Here is a 24,085-nt window from a genome sequence, read left to right on the forward strand (position 1 = left end):
CAACTAGGCACCGTTTTCATTTATGTTATACTGAAGGGAGTAAGTTTGAGAGGGGAAACTGTTGTGCAGATTTTAGATGAACTAGATAAATTATTCGCAGAGAAAAAATTACCATTAAAGAAACAAGAAATTGTTAATAACCAAACTTTATATCAAGGATCATTTATGGCAGGTCCGGGTAAAAAAGTACCATTTGGTATTGTTGTCATTAATGGCGAAGATGTTGTTGATTTCCAGATTACCTTTAAACAAATCGCTTATTTAACAAACTACAGCGACAAAACGCAACTATTAGAGGTTCTAAACGAGTTAAACTTAACGAAAGCTTTCTACTATAAAGTATGCTTAGCTAATGACGGCGAAGTTTTAATGAAGACAATGGCGAAAACAACTGAAGATGTTCGTCCGCTTTATGAAATGCTCGTTGTAGGATCAAATGTCGTGAAGCACGTTTTAGAAGAAGTTGAAAAAATTACAGGCCCAGCCGAATAAGAGGAGCTGAATCAGGTGGATGATAAACTAACACTCTACTATGAGTCAGATAGAATGACATTAACTGGCAGCCAAGAAGATTGGACGCTTAAAAGAGACAAAGGTTACTCACCTGTTCAAAGCCTCGTTGCTGCAGCAGCAGCTTGCGGTGCTTATGTATACCAAGAAGTTCTCGAGAATTCTAAGGTAGCATTTGAATTTGAAAAAGTGATCGCTTCTTATACAAGAGATACAGAAGACCGAGTAGGCCCAATTGATAGTATTAGCCTCACGTTTTATTTGAAGGTTACTGAAGACCAACAAGATAAAGCTATTCGCTGTCTGAAGCTTGTATCAAGAAATTGTCCGGTGATTCAATCGTTGGATCCAAAAATAAAAGTTATAGAAACAGCCGAATTTATATAATGAACAGCTTGTAGGAAATTCATCCTACAAGCTGTTTTTTATTTTGTATAGTGACTCAAAAAACAACTTCAGCTCCAAATTTTGCCCTGAAGTTGTTCAAAAAGCGATTTTAACCGACTTCAGGAAGAAAAAATCAGCTGAAGTTGTTTAAAAAGCAGTTTTAACCGACTTCAGCTAAAAAATAGCAACTGAAGTTGTTTTTTTAAGACTAACTACAAAAAATCCCCTACTCAGAAACCTGAATAGGGGAGACATTCTTATAAACTAAAGTAATTTTCTAGATAAAGGGCTAGGCCGTCCTCGTCATTGGTAAAAGCAGTGACATCATTGGCAACAGAGCGAAGACGATCAATACCGTTCTTCATCATAACGCCATGACCGGCATAATCAAGCATTTCAAAGTCGTTATCTTCGTCACCAAAAGCAAGAATATCTTGGCGATTAATGTTATAGTAGCTCGCCACTCGGTCAACGCCGATTGCTTTTTGGATGCCAGGAGCAACGATTTCCAAGCAGGGTAGTGAACCACCCCAAGTGCGCACCGATAAGGTTTCGCTACCATATTCATCTAACAAACGTTGACGGATAGCTTCTTGTCTTGCTTCGTCAATATAAAGATTTAATGATGTTGGATTGCCATCCAATTTGGTTTGGCTTGTGACAAGGGTAGATAGGGTATTTTCTGGGAAAAATTCACTCGGCGGAATTTTAACAGTTGAAGAATAAAGTGTTTCTTGACCTTCAATTGTTAGCCAGTTATAGCCTAAATCATCTTGCTTTGCCAAAATATCCATAACTAAGTTAGAATCAATTGTTTTGTGGTAATAGCTCGACCAATTTTTACTGCCTGGCATATGGCAAAGCGCGCCGTTAAAATTGACCATAGGGGATTTCAACCCTAATTCTGAATAGAGATGCTTACTATTACGATATGGACGACCAGTTGCAATTAAAATGTGATGACCATCTTCTTGCAGAAGCTGGAGTGTTTGAACCGTTTTTTGAGATAACAATGATTGATTGTTGAGGGTTGTCCCATCTAAATCAATCGCAATAAGTTTTTTATTCATTTTGTTAAAAGTTTCCTTTCGTGTACTGGAATTTGTCATCTTATGTTACACTAAATACTAAGAAATAGCTATAGAATTCGCTTATATCAGGAGGAAGCCATGATTTCAATAGAAAGAAAAGTCATTAACCAATTACCCATAATAGAAATGGTCGACTATAAACTGAAAGAAGAAAAATGCCCGCTGGTCGTTTTTTTTCACGGTATTACTGGACAAAAAGAAAAAAGTTTAGAAGCCGGCTATGAACTTGCACAAAAAGGTTTCCGTGTCATCTTGCCGGATGCTTTTTTACATGGCGAGCGAAAAAATGAATACTACGATGGTCCAAAAGAAATGGAGTTTTGGTCGATTATTCATCATAATGTAGAAGAATTGCCGGTTCTGGTTGATTACTATCAAGCTCGTGATCTCATTTATAAGGGTAAAATTTCAGTAGCAGGACTCTCAATGGGCGGCATTACAACCTGCATAGCTCTTGCTAAGTATCCTTGGATTTACTCAGCTGCATCATTGATGGGAAATCCAGATCCGATTGGCTTTACAAAATGGTTAGTAACCTCATCTTGGGTTGAAGGAATGCCTGATATAAAAACCGTTGATATTGAATCGGCAATGGCAGCATTCAAACCATTCAGCTTACAAGAACATCCTGAAAAAATAGCAGGACGTCCGTTTTACATTTGGCACGGTAAGGAAGATAATAGTGTGCCGTTTAGTCAAACAGAAGCCTTCGTTTCTATGGTTAAAGGTAAATCATTTGCCATTCAAATGGAATACGATTACTACGAAGGACATGGTCATAAAGTACCGAATGATGTCTTTGTGAAAACAGCGCAATTTTTAGCCTTGCAATAGAGGATTGAAAAACACTTGCAAACTTGCTATGATAAATCAAACCCTTCGTAAAGGAGTGAACAAACTATGTCAGAAAATTATACGCTAGAAGAAATAGAAGAAATAAAAGAACGTGTCTTAATGGCCTTAGAACAAGTTATCGATCCTGAACTAGGGATTGACATTGTGAATTTAGGTTTAATATATGAAGTTTTGATAGAAGAAAATGGTTTTTGCCAAGTGAATATGACTCTAACAACGATGGGCTGTCCACTAGCAGATGTCATTACAGATGAAATCCATCGTGCTTTAAAATCAGTCCCAGAAGTAACGGATATTAAAGTAAAGCTAGTTTGGTATCCAGCATGGACAACTGAACGCATGAGTCGCTATGCAAGGATTGCATTGGGGATACGCTAATAAAATAGAGAAAGCTGTTAAGAAATTATTTTCTTAACAGCTTTTTTATTGCAATCCCCTTCAAATTCATTAAATATTTATACAAAAAAGTCGGATTATCCTATTTTATCCTAAGTTTTGATGTGATAAGCTATCTCTATGTTTGGAAAGCGCATACAAAAAAGTAGCACGATAATGAACTAGGAAAGTAGGCTAATCATGAAGAAACGTTATGTACAAGTTGGAACAGGGGGGCGGGCTCGCTTTTTCTATGAAGCGATTGCTGGTACCTATCATGAAACAAGTGAAGTAGTTGGGTTTTGTGATGTTTCACAAACGAGAATGGATTTTGCGAATACATTACTAGAGCGGCATGGTCATCCAAAGGTGCCGACTTATCACTATACAAAGTTTGACCAAATGTTGGATGAATTGAAGCCTGATTTTGTTATTGTTACAACGGTTGATCGCACTCATCATGATTATATTATTCGGGCTATGGAAAAGGGCTATGATGTTATTTCAGAAAAACCGATGACGATTGATGAAGAAAAGGCGCAAGCCATCATTGATGCTGAAAAATGAACAGGCCGTTCGCTTCGGGTAACCTTTAATTATCGCTATGCGCCACACAATACGAAGATTCGTGAGTTGATTCGAGATGGTGTGATTGGTGATGTGTTCTCCATTCACTTTGAGTGGTTATTAAATACAGAACATGGGGCTGATTATTTTAGAAGGTGGCACCGTAATAAAGTGAATAGTGGTGGTTTATTGGTTCATAAATCAACTCATCACTTTGACCTCGTTAACTTTTGGTTAAATAGCTACCCTAAGACAGTATTTGCCTTTGGTGATCTGAATTTCTATGGCATGAAAAATGCAGAAAAACGTGGCGTAACGGATTTTTATTATCGTAGCACCGGTTCTCCAGCGGCCAAAGATGATCCGTTTGCCATCGATTTAAATAGTAATGAAGAGTTGCGTGAACTTTATTTAAAAGCGGAAGCAGATAGTGGCTATATCCGAGATCGAAGTGTATTTTCAGATGATATATCGATTGAAGATACGCTCGGTGTAACGGTTAAATACCAAAGTGGTACCATTTTAACTTATTCGTTGAATGCTTATATGCCTTGGGAAGGTTTTAATATTTCATTTAATGGGAGCAAAGGCCGTATTGAAATGAAGGTCGTTGAAAAATCTTATATCAATGCGGGTGGTGACAAGGAGAATGAGGGCGCGCTTGAAGTGAAATCGATTATGGTTTATCCGATGTTTGATGCGCCTTATGAGGTTGCTATTGAAGATGGCGAAGGCGGGCATGGTGGTGGTGATCCCATTCTATTGAATGAATTGTTTGGAGTTGCTGACCATGATCCGTTTAATCGAGCAGCGAGTCATATTGATGGGGCAATGTCTATTTTAACAGGTGTAGCAGCTAATCGATCCATTGCATCTGGTTTAGCTGTTCAGATTAAAGATTTGATTGATTTATAGGAATGAGGGCATGATGGTCAAACATCATGCTCTATTTTTTTGACCTTAGTTGACCATAGGCGTATAATAATCTTAGAATCATAAGAGAGGTGGTCACTATGCAAGGAGATAAAATGACTCATGCCGTTCAAGAAGCGCTGGCAGAAGCACAGCAAGTGGCAATGACACGAAAGCACCAATTCATCGAAATTCCTCATCTATGGAAAGTACTGATTCAACCTAATGAGCTTGCGACTAATATTTATAGTGATTTAGGGTTAGCTATTGATCAGTTTGAAACGACAATCGATAAGGAATTGGATAAGATTTCTCAAGTATCAGGAGCAACTGTTCAATATGGGCAACAGTTTGGTCAAGGTTTATATCAATTGTTGACTGAGGCTAATCGTATCATGACAGATTTTCAGGATGAGTATTTATCAACGGATGTCTTGTTATTAGCACTGATGACTTTTTCAAATCACCCGTTAGTGGTGCATTTGAATCAGTATAATATTAATCAAGAGCGTCTAAAAGAAAAAATAGCGGAAATAAGGGGAGGCGATCGTGTGACATCACAAGACCAAGAAAATAACTATCAAGCTTTGGAAAAATATGGGATTGACCTCGTTCAAGCAATGAAGAGTGGGAAGCATGATCCTGTTATTGGCCGAGATGAAGAGATTAGGGATGTTATTCGGATCCTATCACGTAAAACCAAGAACAACCCAGTTTTGATTGGTGAACCAGGTGTTGGTAAAACAGCTATTGTGGAAGGGTTAGCGCAACGTATCGTTCGAAAAGATGTACCGGATAACTTACGGGACAAAACGATTTTTTCACTCGATATGGGTGCGCTGATTGCGGGCGCAAAATATCGGGGCGAGTTTGAAGAACGCTTGAAAAGTGTGTTAAAAGAGGTCAAGAAGAGTGATGGTCGTATTATCTTATTTATTGATGAAATTCATACGATTATTGGTGCAGGTAAAACAGAAGGTAGCATGGATGCTGGAAATTTACTAAAACCAATGCTAGCTCGTGGCGAGCTACATTGTATTGGTGCGACAACCTTAGATGAATACCAACAAAACTTTGAAAAAGATAAGGCACTTGAGCGGAGATTCCAAAGAGTTATCGTCAATGAACCAACTGTTGAGGATACCATCACTATTTTAAGAGGATTGAAGGAACGGTTTGAAATCCACCACAGTGTAACCATTCACGACAATGCCTTAGTAGCCGCAGCAACTTTATCAAATCGCTATATCACAGAGCGCTTTTTGCCTGACAAGGCAATTGACTTGGTCGATGAGGCTTGTGCAACCATTAAAGTAGAAATGAACTCTATGCCAACCGAATTAGACCAAGTAACCAGACGCTTGATGCAGCTAGAAATTGAAGAGGCGGCTTTAAAACAAGAATCTGATGACCTGAGTTTGCAGCGTTTAGAGGTCATTCGAAATGACTTGGCCGATTACAGAGAAGAAGCGAACCGTCTCAAGATGCAATGGGAGATTGAAAAGGAAGAGGCTGAAACCGTTCGCTCAAAACGTGAGGAACTGGAAACAGCTAGACGACAACTAGAGGATGCGGAAGCTGAGTATGATCTTGAAAAAGCAGCCGTATTAAGACACGGCACTATACCGCAACTTGAAAAAGAAGTAGCCAGTCTAGAAAAAAGCCATCAAGATGCTGCTAAAAAAGAGAGCAAGCTGGTACAAGAATCCGTTACCGAAAATGAAATCGCAGCTGTAGTCGAACGGTTAACAGCTATACCAGTGAAACGATTGGTTGAAGGAGAGAAAGAAAAGTTACTCTCTCTAGCTGATACCCTACATAAACGTGTGATTGGTCAAGATGAGGCTGTGGAGAGCGTCACTAATGCCGTTTTACGTTCACGAGCTGGCTTACAATCGTCACAGAGACCGATTGGATCATTCTTATTCCTTGGACCAACAGGTGTTGGTAAAACAGAATTAGCCAAAGCATTAGCGGAAAATCTATTTGATTCAGAAGCCCATTTAGTGAGAATTGATATGAGTGAATATATGGAAAAATTCGCTGTTAGTCGTTTAGTTGGAGCACCTCCTGGCTATGTGGGTTATGAAGAAGGTGGCCAGCTAACAGAAGCAGTTCGAAGAAGTCCTTATACAATCGTTTTACTAGATGAAATTGAAAAAGCCCATCCTGATGTCTTTAACATTCTTCTGCAAGTGATGGATGATGGTCGATTGACCGATTCGAAAGGGCGGACAGTTGATTTTAAAAATACTATTTTGATTATGACAAGTAATTTAGGCTCGCCACTATTGTTAGATAATTTGGCAATGGATGGTAGTATTACGGATGAAGGACGAAAACAAGTATTTGATTTGTTAAAAGCGAGCTTTAAACCAGAATTCCTAAACCGTATTGACGATACCATTTTGTTCTCGCCACTCACTCCAAATGATATTCATCTGATCGTGAATAAGATAATGGGCGACTTGCAAAATCGTCTGGCTGATAAACAAATCACCCTTCATGCGACAGAAGAACTCAGTCAATGGATTGCAGAAAATGCTTATGACCCTCATTATGGAGCACGTCCTTTAAGACGATTTATTACCAACCATATCGAAAATGAACTTGCTAAGGAGATTATAAAAGGGAACGTTAGTGAACATCAAACTGTTTCTTTAACCGTTGAAAATGGGCAAGTCATTATTTCAAGTCAATAAAATAAATAAATTGAAGCGACAACAAAGTTATGAAATTTACTAGGTTGTCGCTTTATTTATTTTAAAATTTAAGATAAAATATAAAGTAGAACGAACGACAGAACATACAGGAGGTGAAAGAAATGCTTTTTCTGGCTATTGGCTTCATTTGTTTAGTCATCATGCTCTTTACCAACAAGTTTTATGTTTTTGGTGGTTTATCAATTATTAGTTTTTTTATTTACTTTATTTTGGTAGGAACCGGAACATGGGTAACCTTTTTACTCTTCTTAGCAGGTATATTCTTATTAATTTTAGAAATTTTTATTCCAGATTTTGGATTGATAGGGATTACTGGTGGGGTCTTGGTGGGCTTAGGTTATCTCTCCAATCAAAACGATTTATGGGGAAGTTTACTGGATTTAGGGTTAGCAATTGTGATAGCAGTTGTAACGGCTTATATTTTATTGAAGAAGGGTTATACCTTCTTGCCAGGCAAGAGTAGCTTAATATTAGGAACAGCTCTTGAAAAAAATAGAGGCTATTCAACCGCTAAAGATTATTCGCTATTTCTTGGTAAAACGGGAACAGCATCAACCACGCTTCGTCCATCAGGAAAAGCTGACATTGATGGTCAAACGCTAGATGTGGTTAGCGATGGTGCGATTATTCGAGAAGGGTCGCGTGTTCAAGTCATTCATGTAGAAGGAATAAAAATTATTGTTAAGGAGCTGGTTTAATTATGCAAGAAGGTATTCAAGGCAGTATCATCGGTGTCGTTATTATAGCTGTCATCGTCATATTGATATTATCGTTATTTTTCCGTTTTGTACCGGTTGGATTATGGATTACGGCTTATTTTTCAGGAGTAAAGCTGAAAATCTCAGATTTAATTGGAATGCGTTTGAGACGTGTAGCTCCTAGTATAGTTGTTCAACCTTTGATTAAAGCAACTAAAGCAGGGTTGATTATTGATACAAGCGAGCTTGAGGCTCATTACTTGGCAGGTGGAGATATCAACTTAGTTATTGATGCCTTAATCGCTGCGCAACGTGCGAACATTGATTTGGAGTTTGAGCAAGCTGCAGCTATTGATTTAGCAGGGCGTAATGTGTTTGAAGCCGTACAAGTATCGGTAAACCCTAAAGTTATTGAAACACCTATTATTGCTGGTGTAGCGATGAATGGTATTGAAGTAAAGGCAAAAGCTAAAGTAACTGTACGTGCAAATATCGAGCGACTTGTTGGTGGTGCGGGTGAAGAAACGATTATTGCCCGTGTTGGTGAAGGGATTGTTACAACTGTAGGGTCTGCTAAAGCGCACTCACAAGTTTTAGAAAATCCTGATTCAATTTCACAAACGATTTTACGTAAAGGGTTGGACTCCGGAACAGCTTTCGAAATCCTATCGATTGATATTGCGGATGTTGATGTCGGTCGTAACGTTGGTGCGAAATTACAAGCAGAACAAGCTGAAGCTGATAAGCGTGTGGCACAAGCTAAGGCGGAAGAAAAACGATCATTGGCAGTTGCTGAAGAGCAAGAAATGATTGCAGAAGTTCAAAGACAGCGTGCTAAAGTTGTTGAAGCAGAGGCGCAAGTACCGTTAGCGATGGCTGAAGCACTTCGTTCAGGTAATCTAGGTGTGATGGATTATTATAAAATGAAAAATATTACAGCAGATACCGATATGAGAAATTCACTGTCAGGAAATAAAGATAGAAGTGATTCGTAATGTTCCTATTATGGCAACTATTTAACTTAGCGATTATTATCGTCATGGTCGGTTTATGGGGGTTTTTCATCAAAAACCTACTTAATGAAGTTCGCAAAGGGAAAAAACGAGCAGAAGACAATCAATGGCGGCAAGCTTCTGTTAAAAAACAGACACAACAGCCATCTAATAGACAAATGAGAAATCAACAATTGCAAAGGGCGAGAAACGTTCAGTCAACAAGAAATAGAAATGAGCAACAACAATCGTCAAGAAGAAATACAACGCCTATTCGTTTGAAAGAATTGCTAAAATATAAACCTGCTGATCTTTACCGCTTATTAAAAGATCACTTGCCAGACCAATATAAGCAAGAAATTCAAGCTATCTTTAATTCACCAAATTCAGAGGTTGAATTGATTAAGTTTATTAGAAGACCTGATGTTTGGCCAATGGTTCAAAAAACCTTATCAGAAATAGCTAGTGGTCGTCATGAAAAGTCATCTATGATGGCAGATTACAAGACAACAAATGAAGCGCCTATTCTTTCAGAAACAGAGGAAGATGAATTAGATTGGCAATCGTTGGATCAAGAGAGTGATGTGTTCCAAGAAGAGTACAATCAATACGCCAAAGAATTTGACATTATAGTGGATAAAATGTTACAAACTAGCGAAGGACTAGCAGTGGAACCATCACTCAATAGGAAGACACATTCAAGTCATTCTAAAAAAGACCGACAACGTCAAAAAGAATGGCTAAGGGAAGCAGTCATCGCGCAAACGATTTTAGAACGACCAGATTTTTAATGGGAAAGAGGAATAACATGTCACGTCTTTTAGGTGTCAATACGCTTGTTTTTAATGAAGAGTTAAGTGAAGGAACGGTTCAACAATTAACGTATATTAAGACGATTAAGGAGCTAGGCTTTTCTTTTGTTGAAATTCGACGAGAGTTTCTTCGGAATCTTACAGAAGAATTGTTAGAGACAAAGACAGAAGCAGAACGTTTCCAGATGCCTTTGTATTATTCAGTCCCTTCCGTTTTATTTGAATCAAGAGAAATTAATCCTGCTTTAACGACTTATTTTGAAGAAGCAAGAATGATGGGTGCTATCCAAGTGAAAGTCACACTGGGTGATTACCACGACTTACAAGAAAATCATGTAGAGAGCCTCGCACATTTGTTCAAGCAGTATCCTGATATTCAATTAAGTATTGAAAATGATCAGTCTATTGAGGGTGGTTCGGCAAAAGCTTTGTCTGATTTTATCTTTGTAGCTCATTCCCATCAATTACCGATTTAATTGACCTTTGACACAGGAAATGTTCTATACATTCAAGAATTAGCCGAAGAAGCAGCTGTAGTTCTAAAGGACTATGTCAACTATATTCATATTAAAAATGTGAAGCAGACACCAGACCATCAGTTTGAACTTGTTTTAATTGGGACAGGAGACATTGACATACAAGATGTATTGGCTGTTTTTCCAGAAAATATTCCAGCAGCAATTGAGTACCCATGTGGTAATAAAGAAACAGCAATTGATGTTTTAAAAGCTGAAAAAGTACAACTAATCTAGTAAAAACGAGAGTAAGTGAATCGTCTCTCAGACGGTGAGCTTACTCTCATTTTTATTTCAAGACGAAAGTAACTGTGATATACTGTGTAATGATTAGTTTCAGAAGGAAGGGAATAAATTGACTGAACCAGCAATCCGTTATCGGTTAATAAAAAAAGAAAAACATACTGGCGCTAGATTGGGTGAGATTATTACACCTCATGGGACATTCCAAACTCCTATGTTTATGCCAGTTGGAACATTAGCAACTGTTAAATCAATGGCTCCAGAAGAATTAAAAGATATGGGCTCACAAATTATTTTGAGTAATACCTATCACTTGTGGCTACGTCCTGGTGCTGACCTTGTGGAAGAAGCAGGTGGTCTGCACAAATTTATGAACTGGGACAAAGGAATTTTAACTGATTCTGGCGGCTTCCAAGTATTCTCTTTAGCAGAGAATCGTAAAATTACAGAAGAGGGTGTTCATTTTAGAAACCATTTAAATGGTTCGAAAATGTTCCTATCACCTGAAAAAGCGATTGATATTCAAAATAAATTAGGCGCAGATATTATTATGAGCTTTGATGAGTGTCCGCCATTTGATGAGAGCTATGATTATATCAAGCGATCTGTTGAACGGACAAGTCGTTGGGCAGAGCGTGGCTTGAAGGCTCATAAAAAGGCAGATCAACAAGGCTTATTTGGTATTATTCAAGGAGCAGGTTACAAAGACTTGCGTATGCAAAGTGCTAAGGACCTCGTTGGCATGGATTTCCCAGGCTATTCTATCGGTGGTCTATCTGTTGGTGAAACAAAAGAAGAAATGAATGAGGTTTTGGATTATATTACGCCTGTTATTCCAGACCATAAACCAAGGTATTTAATGGGTGTTGGTGCACCAGATTCGTTAATTGATGGTGTTATTCGTGGAGTCGATATGTTTGATTGCGTGTTGCCAACGCGAATTGCGCGTAATGGAACATGTATGACAAGTAAAGGCCGCTTAGTCGTTAAAAATGCCATTTATGAGCGTGATTTCCGTCCATTAGATGAGAACTGTTCATGTTATACGTGTCAAAACTATACACGAGCTTATATCCGTCATTTATTTAAAGCAGATGAAACATTTGGTCTTCGTTTAACGAGTTACCATAATCTACACTTCTTAATTAATTTGATGACACAAGTTCGTCAAGCCATCATGGATGATAACTTGTTAGAATTCCGAGAAGCCTTTATGGAAGAATACGGCTATAATCAAAAAAATGCTAAAAAATTCTAAAATAACTGGTAAGTAAGCTCTTACTTTGGTAAAGTTTGATGTATAGATTAAATTAATGGAGGAATTAACATGCCACAAGGACTAACAATGATTTTATTTTACGGACTAATATTTGGAGCAATGTACTTCATTCTAATCCGTCCTCAAAAGAAACAACAAAAGAAAACACAAGACATGCTAAATGAAATTAAAGCTGGTGACAGTGTGATTACAATTGGCGGATTACATGGTGTTGTTGATGAAGTCGATACAACGAAACAAACTGTTACACTAGACTGTGAAGGTATTTTCTTAACATTTGAGAAACGAGCTATTTCACGCGTTGTCAAAGCATCTACTGTTTCAACAGATGCAGGTACCATTGAGGCAGACGAAATCGTTCAAGAAACAGAAGAAACGAACGAATAGTTCTTATTCAAAATGGAGTGAAGAGCGAATGGCTGAAGAAAATACTGATTTCTATGAAGAATTGCGTCCATGGTTTGAATTAAAGGTATCGGAATTTTCTAAAGAAGGTTATTCGAACATTGAAACAGATGATCTAATCTTATGTTTTAAGAGCTTTGTCTGGAAACATTCCATACCGTCCTATTATTATCAGCAAGTAGCCGATATTCTTAATGCATCTGTCAATCAATACTTTGATTACAAATCGTTAGAAGCACAAGTTTATAATGTATCGTCACTTGAGGAAATAAATTTTGAAGAATTTTTTTAAAAAGCTGAAAAGAGTCGCAAATTTCAAATTGCGACTCTTTTTTTATCTGTATTGTTCATTTAATCACAAAAGCGCTTTCATTGCTATTAAATAGACAATGAAACAGTTTCGCTGTTATATAGGCGTTTGTTATACTTGTGAATTATTTTACAAAAGGGTATTTACTTTTGAAAACACCTGTAATATAATAACTTGTGAAAAGAAGAACAAAAAAAGGGGATGACTTTTTATGGCAGAAGTAAAAGTAAAAGACGTTCAGAAAACATCACAAGATATTATTAATGGTCTAACAACTAAAGGGTTAAAAGCTCTTGAAAAAATGGAACAATTAGACCAAGAAAAAATAGATAACATTGTTAGACATATGGCGTTATCAGCGCTTAATCAACATATGGCATTAGCTAAAATGGCCGTAGAAGAAACAGGGCGTGGTGTTTATGAAGATAAATGTTTGAAAAATATTTATGCTTCAGAAAATATTTGGCATAACATTAAAAAAAATAAAACAGTCGGCATTATTGAAGATAATGAAGTTGATCAAATTATTAAAGTTGCAGCACCACTTGGTGTACTTGCAGGGATTATACCAACAACAAATCCAACATCAACAACAATCTTCAAATCACTTATTTCGATGAAAACACGCAATCCAATTATTTTCTCTTTCCACCCAAGTGCAGAAAAGTGTTCGATTGCAACAGCTAAAGTGCTGTACCAAGCAGCGCTTGAAGCTGGTGCACCTGAAGATTGTATTCAATGGATTGATGGTGTTTCAATGGAGAAAACAAATTTATTAATCCACCATCCAGATGTAGCAGCTGTCCTTGCAACAGGTGGATCAGCAATGGTAAAGGCAGCTTATTCAACTGGAAAACCAGCTCTTGGTGTAGGACCGGGTAACGTGCCTGCATATGTTGAAAAAACAGCTAATGTTAAAAAAGCGGTCAACGATTTGATTGTTTCAAAAACATTTGATAATGGCATGATTTGTGCTTCTGAACAAGCAGCGATTGTCGATAAAGAAATTTACGACGAGGTTAAACAAGAATTCATTAAGAGACGTGCTTATTTCGTGAAAGAAAAAGAAATCGCTAAGTTAGAAGCTGCGATTATGCGTGAAGACAAACAAGCAATTAATCCGCAAATTGTTGGGATGCCAGCTGTTAAGATTGCTGAATTAGCAGGTATTAAAGTGCCAGAAGATACAAAATTGATTATTGTTGAATTAGAAGGTGCAGGAGCTGACTACCCATTATCAAGAGAAAAATTATCACCTGTGTTAGCAATGATGAAATCAAACTCAACTGACCATGCCTTTGACTTATGTAAGGCGATGCTTGATTTGGATGGTCTTGGTCACTCAGCGTGTATTCACACAACCGATGATCAGTTGGTTGAAGAATTTGGGAAACAAATGAAGGCGTGTCGTATTTTAGTGAACTCACCAACTGCTCAAGGTGGTATCGGTGGACTATACAACAATAATATTCCATCATTAACACTTGGCTGTGGTTCTTACGGAAGAAACTCTGTATCTGGTAACGTTTCTGCCTTTGATTTACTAAATATTAAAACCATCGCTAAAAGGAGAAATAATATGCAGTGGATTAAAGTTCCTGACAGAATTTATTTTGAAGAAAACTCAGTTCGCTACTTACGTGATATGAGAGACATTGAACGTGTATTCATCGTTTGTGATGATGGCATGATGAAACTAGGTTATGTTGACATTGTACTTGAGCAACTAAAACGTCGTAAAAATAAAGTAGTTTATACAATTTTCTCTGATGTTGAACCAAACCCTTCAACGAATACAGTTAATCGTGGAACTGAAAAAATGCGAGATTTCAAGCCAGATACGATTATTGCAATCGGTGGTGGTTCACCAATGGATGCTGCTAAGGCAATGTGGTTATTCTATGAACATCCAGAAAGTAACTTCTTCGGAGCGAAACAAAAATACCTTGATATTCGTAAACGGACTTACAAGATTGAACCGATGGAAAAAGCGCAATTGGTATGTATTCCAACAACATCAGGGACTGGTTCTGAAGTAACACCATTTACAGTTATTACAGACAGTGAAACACATATTAAATACCCATTAGCAGACTACGCACTAACACCAGATGTGGCAATCGTCGATCCACAATTCGTTTACAGTGTTCCAAAAGTAGTAACAGCAGATACAGGTATGGACGTTCTAACCCATGCTATTGAATCTTATGTTTCTGTTCTTGCAAATGACTATACAAGAGGATTGAGCTTACAAGCTATTAAATTAATCTTTGACCACTTAAGAGATTCTTATAATAAAGGTGATGCATATTCTCGTGAAAAAGTACATAACGCATCAACGATTGCGGGTATGGCTTTTGCAAATGCCTTCCTAGGTATTTCTCACTCACTAGCACATAAAATTGGTGGGCTATGGAACCTTGTTCATGGTAGAACTAATGCAGTCTTGTTACCACACATTATTCGTTATAATGCTTCAGAACCTTCAAAATTAAGTATGTGGGCAAAATATGAATCATTCCGCGCTGATGAAGATTATGCAACGATTGCTCGCTATATTGGTTTGAAAGGCAATACAACAGAAGAATTAGTTGAAGCTTTAGCAGATGCTGTTTACCAATTAGGTAAAGATGTGGGTATTAAAATGAGCTTCCAAGAAGAAGGCGTATCAGAAGACTGGTTGAAACGCGATGGCGATAAGCTTGCCGAATTAGCATTCGAAGACCAATGTACAACAGCTAATCCAAAACAACCGTTAATCAGTGAGCTAAAACAAGTTCTAACAGCAGCATACTATGGCAAATAATTACGGTAAATAATAATTGAATTTATCTAACAAAGGGACTCGGTCAAACCGAGTCCCTTTGTTGCTCTCTAGGCTAAAAGAGATTATAATAGAAGTGAATTTAGGGATACTTAAAAAAATAACTGTTGTAGCTTAAAATAAACTAGAAGAAGCGAGGTGAGCAGGTTGCGTTACGGTCTATTGACCTTTAAAGAACCAGAAAATAACCAAAATCGAAAAATTATCCATATTGATATGGATGCTTTTTATGCTTCTGTTGAAGAACGAGATAATCCTAGCCTGAAAGGCAAAGCCGTTATCATTGCACGAGATCCTAGACAGACTGGTGGACGTGGGGTTGTAACAACAGCTAACTACGAAGCACGAAAATTTGGTGTTCACTCTGCTATGAGCGCTCAACTTGCTTATGAACAGTGTCCTCATGCTGTTTTTGTTCCACCTCGGATGGATTATTATCGAACCGTATCAGCTCAAATTAGAGGCATTTTTCAACGCTATACGGATATAATTGAACCATTATCTTTGGACGAAGCATACTTAGACGTGACAAATAATAAAGTGAATCAGCCTAGCGCAACTTTGATTGCTAGGCAAATCCAAAGAGAAGTTTGGCAGGAACTCCATTTAACCTGTTCTGCAGGTGTGTCTTATAATAAATTTCTAGCTAAAGTCGCATCAGATGTGAAGAAGCCGAGCGGTATAACGGTCATTGAACCAGAAAAAGCACAAGCCTTCCTGTTTGATCTACCAATTGAGAAATTTTACGGTGTTGGTAAACGAACCGCTGAAAAGTTAAAAGAGGTGGATATTTCAACGGGAGCAGACCTTTACCAACTATCAGCTAAAGTGTTGATTGATGATTTCGGAAAGATGGGCTACGTTTTGTACCGTAAGGTCAGAGGGATTGATAATAGTCCTGTCACTCCTAATCGAGAACGTAAGTCAATCGGTAAGGAGAACACTTATCGGAATTTTTTAGTGAGAGACGATCAGGTGGAAGAAGAGTTAAAGCATTTAGCTGAATCAGTTGCTAATAGTCTTCGTAAACACAAGAAACACGGACAAGTTGTTGTTCTGAAAATTCGTTATGGTGATTTTACAACCTTAACGCGTCAGAAAAAACTGGCGGAGTTTATTAATAGTAGCGAAGACTTGTACTGGGAAGCAATGGAACTTTGGCAGGAACACGGCGATATTGACAAAGAAATTCGCCTTTTAGGCATTACAGTTAGTCAACTGGCACCACAGTATTATCAAAATGTGCAATTACCCTTATGGGATAAAAATCATTTCACGCAGGGAGAGAAGTAATATGTTAGAAAGTTTTAGTCAACTCAGTCCAGTCATACAAGCATTAATTGCCGGATTATTTACTTGGGGATGTACCGTAATTGGCTCTGCATTTGTATTCTTTTTTAAAAAAGTTAATCGAAAAATATTAGATGTGATGAGTGGGTTTGCTGCGGGAGTGATGATAGCAGCATCGTTTTGGTCGCTCTTAGCACCATCAATCTCATACGCAGAAGAAAATGGTTATGCAGCCTTTTCGTGGGTTCCAGCAGCGATAGGCTTCTTACTAGGGGGTGCTTTTTTAAGGTTAACAGATGCGATTATTCCCCATTTACACTTAGGAGAACCTATTGAAAACCGAGAAGGACCAGATACGGGAGCTTCACGTAATTTGCTCTTATTCTTAGCTATCACTATTCACAATATTCCAGAAGGATTAGCAGTAGGTGTTGCATTTGGAGCAGCAGCTCATGGGATAGCAACTGATAACGCACTGATGAGCGCCATTGGTTTGGCTTTAGGGATTGGGTTACAAAATATTCCAGAGGGTTCTGCGCTATCTATGCCGATTCGAGCAGAAGGACATAGCCGATGGAAGGCGTTTAATTTAGGGCAGCTATCTGCTATCGTTGAGCCTGTTGCTGCGGTTATTGGAGCAGCCGCGGTCTTATCCATGCAAGCCATTTTGCCTTACGCATTAGCTTTCGCAGCAGGAGCAATGATTTTTGTGGTGGTTGAAGAATTGATCCCAGAATCTTAAACCAATGGGAATAGCGACATTGCTACTATCGGATTGATGGTTGGTTTTACCGTTATGATGATACTAGATGTAGCTCTAGGTTAGTAAGTTTAAAAAGCATGAAGTGTTGGTCGCTTCATGCTTTTTTTGTAGACTAGGGGATTATAAGTTCAGCCATCAATGTCTAGCTCCCAAGTCCTGACCTAGTGAAAAAAAGATAAATTTGCCCCATTGCGCGCTTCGCTGCTCGCTAACGCATATCATTCGACTAACCCGCTGAAGCGTGAAGTCTCCTGACAATTCAGGGTCAAATTTCCTATTTTTTCATAGGCCAAGTCGGACTTGTCCGCTTTTCTTGGTTGGAGAATCATCTGTTTCATGGTAGGATAGTAACAGAGTAGTACAGCTAGTAGGAGTAGGGAGGACGGTTAAAATGAAATTATCTTGGCATGGACAATCGTGTGTTATGATTGAAACAGCAAATAAAAAGAAAATTCTTATTGACCCATTTATAACAGGGAATCCTTTGTCTGACTTAAATGCTAATACAGTTGCTTGTGATGTCATTATCATTACGCATGGTCATAACGACCACATTGGTGATACTGAAGCTATTGCGAAGCGGACAAATGCTCTAATTGTTTCTACAGTAGAAATAGCAGACTATTTTAGCAAGAAAGGGCTAGAAACCCATGGCATGCAGCCGGGTGGTGGTCATCAATTTGATTTTGCTTATATCAAATTAACACCAGCCATTCATGGCTCTAGCTATGAAGAGGCTGATGGCACAGTCGTTCCTCTAGGTCTTGCAATTGGTGTATTAATTCAAAACCAAGGCAAGACGATTTATCATGCTGGTGATACAGCCTTGTTTTCAGATATGACTTTAATTGGAGAAAGCATGGCAATTGACTTGGCTTTATTACCAATCGGTGATAACTATACTATGGGGCCTGTGGATGCTGCACGAGCAGTTCAATTTTTACAAGCAAAAAGAGCGGTTCCGATTCATTACAATACCTTCCCGCTCATTAAACAAGATCCTTTCGCTTTCACAGCCTTATTAGATGAAGGGGTTGGGCTTGTTTTACAAGTAGGCGAAGGCCTAGAGATTTAAAAACATTGAGATATTAAGGGTGAGAGAATAGAAAATGGCAACTAAACACGAACAGATTATTCAATATATCGAAACACTGCCAGTTGGTGAAAAACTTTCTGTGCGATCTATTGCAAAAAATATGAACATGTCTGAAGGAACCGCTTATCGAGCGATTAAGGATGCTGAAAATACAGGGTTAGTTTCAACTATTGAACGGGTTGGAACCATCCGAATTGAACGAAAATCAAAAGATAACATTGAGACCCTGTCTTTTGGGCAAATTTCTAATATTATCGAAGGAGATGTTCTAGGCGGAAGAAATGGTTTAGATAAAACCTTGAGTAAATTTATTATTGGTGCCATGCAACAAGATGCTATGGATCGCTATGTTAGTCCAGGTTCGTTGATGATTGTTGGTAACAGAAATAATATTCAGAAATATGCCTTAGAAAAAGGCGCTGCTGTATTGATCACGGGTGGTTTTGATACAGATGAAGATATTTTAAAATTGGCCGATGAGGTAAAAATGCCGATTTTACGAACAACCTATGACACTTTTACAGTAGCAACTATGATTAATAGGGCAATGACTGACCAATTAATTAAAAAAGAAATTATGTTAGTAAATGATATTTTTACAAGACTTGAGGACACAAAGTTTTTATATATGGATCAAACAATATTGGATTACCGCCAGTTGAATGAATCCAGTAAACATTCACGCTTCCCAATTGTGAATCACAATATGCGTTTAGTAGGAATGATTACGGCTAAGGATACACTCGGTAAACTGGATAGTTTATCAATGGAACGGGTTATGACAAAGGATCCCGTCATTGCAAAAACCCATATGAGTGTCGCTAGTGTGGCCCATCGTATGATATGGGATGGCTTGGAAGTGTTGCCTGTTGTAAAGGATAACCTGCAGCTTTTAGGTATCATTTCAAGACAAGACGTGATGAAAGCCATGCAATTAGCGCAACGTCAGCCTCAAGTCGGTAATACTATTGAAGATCAAATTTTGAGTGGCCTTGAAGTTGTGGAACGTGAAACACCAGGAGATGAATTGCCAGTTTATCGCTTCCAAGTAACGCCGCAAATGACGAATAATATTGGGACGGTTTCCTTCGGAGTTTTGTGTGAAGTGATATCTAATGTTACTAAAAAAATACTCCATCAATTCCAAAAACGCAATGCAGTGATTGAGCAGATGGATGTTCATCATTTCAAAATGATCCAGATTGATAGTATTATAGATATCCGTACGAATATTTTTGAATTAGGAAGACGATCATCAAAACTAGACGTAGAAGTTTATTTAGAAAATTCGATTGTTGCGAAAGCAATTGTCGTTTGTCAAATTATGGAACGAACATAAAGGAGCTCACTTATTTTGTTAAATGAATTATATGAATCGATTTACCAAGCGATTAAAGAAAACCAAACAATTATTATCCATCGTCATGTTAGACCAGACCCTGATGCATTAGGGTCTCAACTAGGGCTAGCTCACTTAATTCGCCAACAATTTCCAGAAAAGACTGTTTACGCAGTGGGTGAAGAAGAGGATAGTTTAATGTTCATCGGAAAAATGGACCAAGTTGAAACAGACCAATATACGGATGCATTAGTGATTGTAACAGATACAGCTAACCGTCCGCGTATTGATGATAAACGATTTTCTACAGGCAGGGCACTTATTAAAATTGATCATCATCCTGATGAAGACCATTATGGCGATATTAGTTTGGTGAACACGCAAGCCAGTTCATGTAGTGAAATCATTGCAGATTTGTCACTTTATTTAGCAGAAAGATTGCCGTTGAATACAGAAGCTGCACGAGCACTTTATGCAGGTATCGTAGGAGATACTGGACGCTTTTTATATGCAGCGACTAGTCCACGGACCATGCAAATTGCTGCAGAATTAATGACATTTGATTTCTCAGCATCTGAAATTGGTCAATTAATGAATACAAACAGCAAGAAAGTGGCTAACTTATCGGGATTTGTTTTACAGAATGTGGAGATTAGTGATTTAGGAGTAGGTTATATTATCTTAAGCCGTGATATCCTAGAGAAATTCGATGCAACTGACAGTGATACAGCGCCAGTTGTATCGTTGCCTGGAACCATTGAAGGTGTTATGTGCTGGGCGATTTTTGTTGAACAAGAATACGGTGGTTACCGTTGCCGTTTACGTTCGAAAGGCCCAATCATTAATGAAGTAGCAAAACGTCATGATGGTGGTGGACATCCCTTAGCTAGTGGCGCAAACGCTAAAGATTTAGCCGAGATTAATCAAATTATTGATGAATTTGAAGAGTTGATGGTTGAATGGAGTAAACAATAAAACAAAAACAGCCGTCACGACGGCTGTTTTTTTGCTAGATTTCTTCTTTTTTTGGCTTCCAATTAAACTCAGTCCAACGATAGCCATCACGTTCTAATAACTCGTAGCTTTCTTTTGGTCCCATAGAGCCACTTTCATAAAGTCGGATTGGATCAGGTTGCTCATCCCAAACCTTGCGGATTTGGTCAATGAAGCGCCATGATTGTTCAACTTCATGCCAGTGGGTGAAGTTAGTTGGATCGCCATTCAAACAGTCTAATAACAAGCGTTCATAGGCTTCAGGACTGTTTGCTTGCGTTTCCTTATCTAAAATTTGGTGCATACGAATGTTTTTCATTTCGGTACCTTGCCCAACACGTTTTGTATTGAGGCGCAGTGAGAATCCTTCTAGTGGAGAAATATGGATGGTCAGAATATTTGGTTCTGCCACTTCCTCTACATCTTCTGAAGGGAAAAGATTCATGGATACATGTTTGAATTGAACATGTATATAAGTTTCTTTTTGTGCCATGCGTTTACCAGTTCGAATATAGAAGGGAACGCCTGCCCAACGGAAATTATCAACTTGGATTTTTCCAGCAACAAAGGTTTCTGTATCAGATTCTGGATTAACATTTGGTTCTTGTAAATAAGCTTCATGGGCTGCACTGTGTGTGTATTGACCGCGAATGAAGTTATCCCAAACTTCTTTCTTCGTTTTATAAACACGCAATGAACGTAGAGCTTTGATTTTTTCTGTTCTGACATCTGTACCTGAAAGGGACATTGGGGGTTCCATAACTAACAGGGCGATAATTTGAAGGACGTGGTTTTGAACCATATCTCTCAAGGCACCTGTTCGGTCATAATAACCGCCACGGTCCTCAACTCCAACGGTCTCTGACAGTGTAATCTGAATATTCTCAATGTATTTATTATTCCATAATGATTCAAAAATCATGTTAGAGAAGCGGACGGCAGAAATATTTTGAACCATTTCTTTTCCAAGATAGTGGTCAATTCGATAAATCTGATCTTCGCGGAATGAACGTGCAAGCTGTTCGTTCAATTCAGTTGCTGAAGCTAGGTCGCTCCCAAACGGTTTTTCAATAATTAAACGGCTAAAGCCATCTTGAGTAATCAAACCATTTTGTTTCAGCATATCACCAATTGTTCCGAAGAATTCTGGCGCCATTGCCAAATAAAAGATACGGTTATGATTCAATGAGTATTTGTCATCAAGTTGTTCAGATAGTTTTTTTAATTCAACATAATTTGCTGCATCATTAACGTTGTGAGAAATATAATAAAAATGAGATTTAAAACGATCGAGTTCTTCTTGATCGTCTACCAAGTCTTTTACAGAGTCGGCAATCACATCTCGGAAATAATCATCGGACCATTCACGACGAGCAGTTCCAATCACTGCAAAGTTTTCGTTAATAAATCCTTTTTTGAAAAGTCGGAACAGGGATGGGTAAAGCTTACGATGCGCTAAGTCACCAGTTGCTCCAAAAATAGTGAATAATGCGCTAATATCGGTATTCATGGAAAACCTCCTCCGTATATTGGAAAATATTCATTGTTTCATTATACTATTTTCATTTTTCATGTGCAAGCTTGTATTTAAGAGAATGAAAATTAGCTTTGACAGTTTATGAGAAATTTGAAATAAAAAGAAGGTCCGTGTCAAATGTGCTATAATAACAAAAAATAGATTTACAAGAGGTGGAGTATGAATTTTAAACAATATAACTTTCAGCCTTTTATTGGAGAAGCACTTGAAGAATTAGGGTTTAAAGAACCAACTGATATTCAACAACGTATCATTCCTATTATTCAAGCCAATAAAAGTGTTGTCGGTCGATCGCAAACGGGATCGGGAAAAAGCCATAGTTTCTTATTGCCGATTATAAACAAAGTAGATGCTACAAAAGATGACGTTCAAACAGTTATCACTGCGCCTAGCCGTGAGCTAGCTGAACAACTCTATCAGGTAGCATTACAATTAGCCGCTCATGCTGAACAAGAAATCAGAGTTGTTAATTATGTGGGCGGAACAGATAAAAAACGTCAATTAGAAAAATTAGAAAACAGCCAACCACATATTGTTATTGGAACACCAGGCCGTATTTTAGATTTGATTAATGAACAAGGATTAAAAGTCCATACAGCGTCAACCTTTGTTGTCGATGAAGCAGATATGACACTAGATTTAGGATTTTTACATGACGTTGATCAAATTGCTGGTCGATTACCGAAAGATTTACAAATGTTAGTTTTCTCGGCAACGATTCCTCAAAAACTACAACCATTCCTAATGAAGTATATGGAAAAACCACAAGTGATTAATCTAGAGCCTAAAAATATTATTGCACCATCTATTACAAACTATTTGTTACCAGCAAAAGGGAAATCTAAGATGGCTGTATTAGAAGATGTTTTAGGAATTGGACAACAGTACTTTACCTTAATATTTGCTAATACCAAACAAAATGTTAACGAAATTGCTGATAGCTTGAAGGAAAAAGGCTACGATTGTGCTGTTTTGCATGGAGATGTACCAGCTCGTGAACGTAAACGAATTATGAGACGTGTTCATAATTTAGAATACCAATTAATGGTTGCAACGGACTTAGCAGCTCGTGGGATTGATATTGAAGGTGTGTCACATGTTATCAATTATGAGATTCCAAAAGATAGTGACTTTTTCGTTCACCGTATTGGCCGTACTGGACGTAATAATTTACCGGGAACTGCGATTACCCTTTATTCGCCAGATGAAGAAAAAGCAGTGAATGAATTAGAAGGAATAGGTATTCATTTCCAGACTGTTCGGATTAAAGATGGTGGCTTTGAAGAAGTTGATGACCGTCGTAACCGTGATCGTGACCGCAAGTTGCTTAAGAGCCAAACTGAAGCAGATCCACGTATTAGAGGTATGGTTAAGAAGGCTAAGAAAAAAGTAAAACCAAACTATAAGCGTAAATTAAACGATCAAATCAAGAAGCAATTGAAAAAGAATAAAGGTACCGATTTTAATCGTAAGAAAAAGAAATAAGTATGTTATCGTTCATACAAAAGGAGCTGGATTTTTTCCAGCTCCTTTCCTATAATTATTGTACAAACGCCTTTTTTTATTCTA

Annotated in this window: 21 protein-coding genes and 2 pseudogenes; 21 read left to right on the forward strand and 2 right to left on the reverse strand. The window is 38.0% G+C overall.

Going from position 1 to position 24,085, the window contains the following annotated elements:
* The first annotated feature begins 63 nt into the window (after positions 1-63).
* Positions 64-492 (forward strand): hypothetical protein, encoded by a 429-nt coding sequence (locus G7057_RS10035; protein ID WP_166163429.1) that lies wholly within the window; start codon positions 64-66, stop codon positions 490-492.
* A gap of 54 nt (positions 493-546) precedes the next feature.
* A complete protein-coding gene (locus G7057_RS10040) occupies positions 547-897 on the forward strand; it encodes an OsmC family protein (protein WP_166164219.1) in 351 nt (116 codons plus the stop codon).
* A 257-nt stretch (positions 898-1,154) separates the two neighbouring features.
* Here the strand turns inward: G7057_RS10040 and G7057_RS10045 are convergent, their stop codons facing one another.
* Positions 1,155-1,967 carry a Cof-type HAD-IIB family hydrolase gene (locus G7057_RS10045; protein ID WP_166163431.1) on the reverse strand — a complete coding sequence of 271 codons (813 nt, stop codon included), beginning with the start codon at positions 1,965-1,967 and terminating at the stop codon, positions 1,155-1,157.
* Positions 1,968-2,066: 99 nt separating this feature from the next.
* On the opposite strand from G7057_RS10045, the gene G7057_RS10050 reads away from it, so the two are divergent.
* From G7057_RS10050 to G7057_RS10135, 18 genes and pseudogenes are all read left to right on the forward strand, one after another.
* Positions 2,067-2,822 carry an alpha/beta fold hydrolase gene (locus G7057_RS10050; protein WP_166163433.1) on the forward strand — a complete coding sequence of 252 codons (756 nt, stop codon included), beginning with the start codon at positions 2,067-2,069 and terminating at the stop codon, positions 2,820-2,822.
* A 66-nt stretch (positions 2,823-2,888) separates the two neighbouring features.
* Complete coding sequence (locus G7057_RS10055) at positions 2,889-3,221, forward strand: metal-sulfur cluster assembly factor (RefSeq protein WP_166163435.1); 333 nt, start codon at positions 2,889-2,891, stop codon at positions 3,219-3,221.
* A 198-nt stretch (positions 3,222-3,419) separates the two neighbouring features.
* Positions 3,420-4,700, forward strand: a pseudogene (locus tag G7057_RS10060) (Gfo/Idh/MocA family protein).
* Positions 4,701-4,798: 98 nt separating this feature from the next.
* Positions 4,799-7,399 carry an ATP-dependent chaperone ClpB gene (gene clpB, locus G7057_RS10065; RefSeq protein WP_166163437.1) on the forward strand — a complete coding sequence of 867 codons (2,601 nt, stop codon included), beginning with the start codon at positions 4,799-4,801 and terminating at the stop codon, positions 7,397-7,399.
* 122 nt (positions 7,400-7,521) lie between these two features.
* Positions 7,522-8,118 (forward strand): NfeD family protein, encoded by a 597-nt coding sequence (locus G7057_RS10070; protein WP_166163439.1) that lies wholly within the window; start codon positions 7,522-7,524, stop codon positions 8,116-8,118.
* A 2-nt stretch (positions 8,119-8,120) separates the two neighbouring features.
* Positions 8,121-9,113, forward strand: a complete 993-nt coding sequence (floA, locus tag G7057_RS10075; RefSeq protein WP_166163441.1) for a flotillin-like protein FloA — start codon at positions 8,121-8,123, stop codon at positions 9,111-9,113.
* On the forward strand, positions 9,113-9,901 hold the full coding sequence (locus G7057_RS10080; RefSeq protein WP_166163443.1) for a hypothetical protein: 789 nt from the start codon (positions 9,113-9,115) through the stop codon (positions 9,899-9,901). The genes floA and G7057_RS10080 overlap by 1 nt, the downstream gene beginning before the upstream one ends.
* Before the next feature lie 17 nt (positions 9,902-9,918).
* Positions 9,919-10,398, forward strand: a complete 480-nt coding sequence (locus G7057_RS10085) for a hypothetical protein (RefSeq protein ID WP_166163444.1) — start codon at positions 9,919-9,921, stop codon at positions 10,396-10,398.
* Complete coding sequence (locus tag G7057_RS10090; RefSeq protein ID WP_166163445.1) at positions 10,399-10,674, forward strand: apurinic/apyrimidinic endonuclease family protein; 276 nt, start codon at positions 10,399-10,401, stop codon at positions 10,672-10,674.
* Positions 10,675-10,792: 118 nt separating this feature from the next.
* Positions 10,793-11,938: a tRNA guanosine(34) transglycosylase Tgt gene (gene tgt / locus G7057_RS10095; RefSeq protein ID WP_166163447.1), complete on the forward strand. Its 1,146-nt coding sequence runs from the start codon at positions 10,793-10,795 to the stop codon at positions 11,936-11,938.
* 69 nt (positions 11,939-12,007) lie between these two features.
* Complete coding sequence (gene yajC, locus G7057_RS10100; protein WP_166163448.1) at positions 12,008-12,346, forward strand: preprotein translocase subunit YajC; 339 nt, start codon at positions 12,008-12,010, stop codon at positions 12,344-12,346.
* Complete coding sequence (locus G7057_RS10105; protein WP_227004596.1) at positions 12,300-12,656, forward strand: post-transcriptional regulator; 357 nt, start codon at positions 12,300-12,302, stop codon at positions 12,654-12,656. Before yajC ends, G7057_RS10105 begins: the two co-directional genes overlap by 47 nt.
* A 229-nt stretch (positions 12,657-12,885) precedes the next feature.
* The gene (adhE, locus tag G7057_RS10110; RefSeq protein ID WP_166163450.1) at positions 12,886-15,480 is read left to right on the forward strand and encodes a bifunctional acetaldehyde-CoA/alcohol dehydrogenase; all 2,595 of its coding nucleotides are present in this window, start codon (positions 12,886-12,888) and stop codon (positions 15,478-15,480) included.
* 156 nt (positions 15,481-15,636) lie between these two features.
* Complete coding sequence (gene dinB / locus G7057_RS10115; RefSeq protein ID WP_452170752.1) at positions 15,637-16,791, forward strand: DNA polymerase IV; 1,155 nt, start codon at positions 15,637-15,639, stop codon at positions 16,789-16,791.
* A 1-nt stretch (position 16,792) separates the two neighbouring features.
* Positions 16,793-17,614, forward strand: a pseudogene (locus tag G7057_RS10120) (ZIP family metal transporter).
* 328 nt (positions 17,615-17,942) lie between these two features.
* The gene (locus G7057_RS10125) at positions 17,943-18,626 is read left to right on the forward strand and encodes a metal-dependent hydrolase (RefSeq protein ID WP_166163451.1); all 684 of its coding nucleotides are present in this window, start codon (positions 17,943-17,945) and stop codon (positions 18,624-18,626) included.
* 34 nt (positions 18,627-18,660) lie between these two features.
* Complete coding sequence (locus G7057_RS10130) at positions 18,661-19,986, forward strand: DRTGG domain-containing protein (RefSeq protein ID WP_166163453.1); 1,326 nt, start codon at positions 18,661-18,663, stop codon at positions 19,984-19,986.
* A gap of 15 nt (positions 19,987-20,001) precedes the next feature.
* Positions 20,002-20,961: a DHH family phosphoesterase gene (locus G7057_RS10135; RefSeq protein WP_166163454.1), complete on the forward strand. Its 960-nt coding sequence runs from the start codon at positions 20,002-20,004 to the stop codon at positions 20,959-20,961.
* Positions 20,962-20,995: 34 nt separating this feature from the next.
* Here the strand turns inward: G7057_RS10135 and zwf are convergent, their stop codons facing one another.
* Positions 20,996-22,489, reverse strand: coding sequence for a glucose-6-phosphate dehydrogenase (gene zwf, locus G7057_RS10140; RefSeq protein ID WP_166163456.1), 1,494 nt, complete (start codon positions 22,487-22,489; stop codon positions 20,996-20,998).
* A 186-nt stretch (positions 22,490-22,675) separates the two neighbouring features.
* Here zwf and G7057_RS10145 point away from each other — a divergent pair, with 186 nt between their 5' ends.
* Entirely contained in the window at positions 22,676-24,001 is a 1,326-nt protein-coding gene (locus tag G7057_RS10145) for a DEAD/DEAH box helicase (protein WP_166163458.1), read from the forward strand.
* Positions 24,002-24,085 lie beyond the last annotated feature (84 nt).

It is taken from the genome of Jeotgalibaca arthritidis, assembly GCF_011100465.1.
Lineage (GTDB): Bacteria > Bacillota > Bacilli > Lactobacillales > Aerococcaceae > Jeotgalibaca > Jeotgalibaca arthritidis.

Excerpts from the sequence above, each read along its gene's own strand:
- G7057_RS10040 (WP_166164219.1), top strand. The coding sequence starts at position 547 with ATGACATTAACTGGCAGCCAAGAAGATTGGACGCTTAAAAGAGACAAA.
- G7057_RS10045 (WP_166163431.1), bottom strand. The coding sequence starts at position 1,967 with ATGAATAAAAAACTTATTGCGATTGATTTAGATGGGACAACCCTCAAC.
- G7057_RS10050 (WP_166163433.1), top strand. The coding sequence starts at position 2,067 with ATGATTTCAATAGAAAGAAAAGTCATTAACCAATTACCCATAATAGAA.
- G7057_RS10055 (WP_166163435.1), top strand. The coding sequence starts at position 2,889 with ATGTCAGAAAATTATACGCTAGAAGAAATAGAAGAAATAAAAGAACGT.
- clpB (WP_166163437.1), top strand. The coding sequence starts at position 4,799 with ATGCAAGGAGATAAAATGACTCATGCCGTTCAAGAAGCGCTGGCAGAA.
- G7057_RS10070 (WP_166163439.1), top strand. The coding sequence starts at position 7,522 with ATGCTTTTTCTGGCTATTGGCTTCATTTGTTTAGTCATCATGCTCTTT.
- floA (WP_166163441.1), top strand. The coding sequence starts at position 8,121 with ATGCAAGAAGGTATTCAAGGCAGTATCATCGGTGTCGTTATTATAGCT.
- G7057_RS10080 (WP_166163443.1), top strand. The coding sequence starts at position 9,113 with ATGTTCCTATTATGGCAACTATTTAACTTAGCGATTATTATCGTCATG.
- G7057_RS10085 (WP_166163444.1), top strand. The coding sequence starts at position 9,919 with ATGTCACGTCTTTTAGGTGTCAATACGCTTGTTTTTAATGAAGAGTTA.
- yajC (WP_166163448.1), top strand. The coding sequence starts at position 12,008 with ATGCCACAAGGACTAACAATGATTTTATTTTACGGACTAATATTTGGA.
- adhE (WP_166163450.1), top strand. The coding sequence starts at position 12,886 with ATGGCAGAAGTAAAAGTAAAAGACGTTCAGAAAACATCACAAGATATT.
- G7057_RS10125 (WP_166163451.1), top strand. The coding sequence starts at position 17,943 with ATGAAATTATCTTGGCATGGACAATCGTGTGTTATGATTGAAACAGCA.
- G7057_RS10130 (WP_166163453.1), top strand. The coding sequence starts at position 18,661 with ATGGCAACTAAACACGAACAGATTATTCAATATATCGAAACACTGCCA.
- zwf (WP_166163456.1), bottom strand. The coding sequence starts at position 22,489 with ATGAATACCGATATTAGCGCATTATTCACTATTTTTGGAGCAACTGGT.
- G7057_RS10145 (WP_166163458.1), top strand. The coding sequence starts at position 22,676 with ATGAATTTTAAACAATATAACTTTCAGCCTTTTATTGGAGAAGCACTT.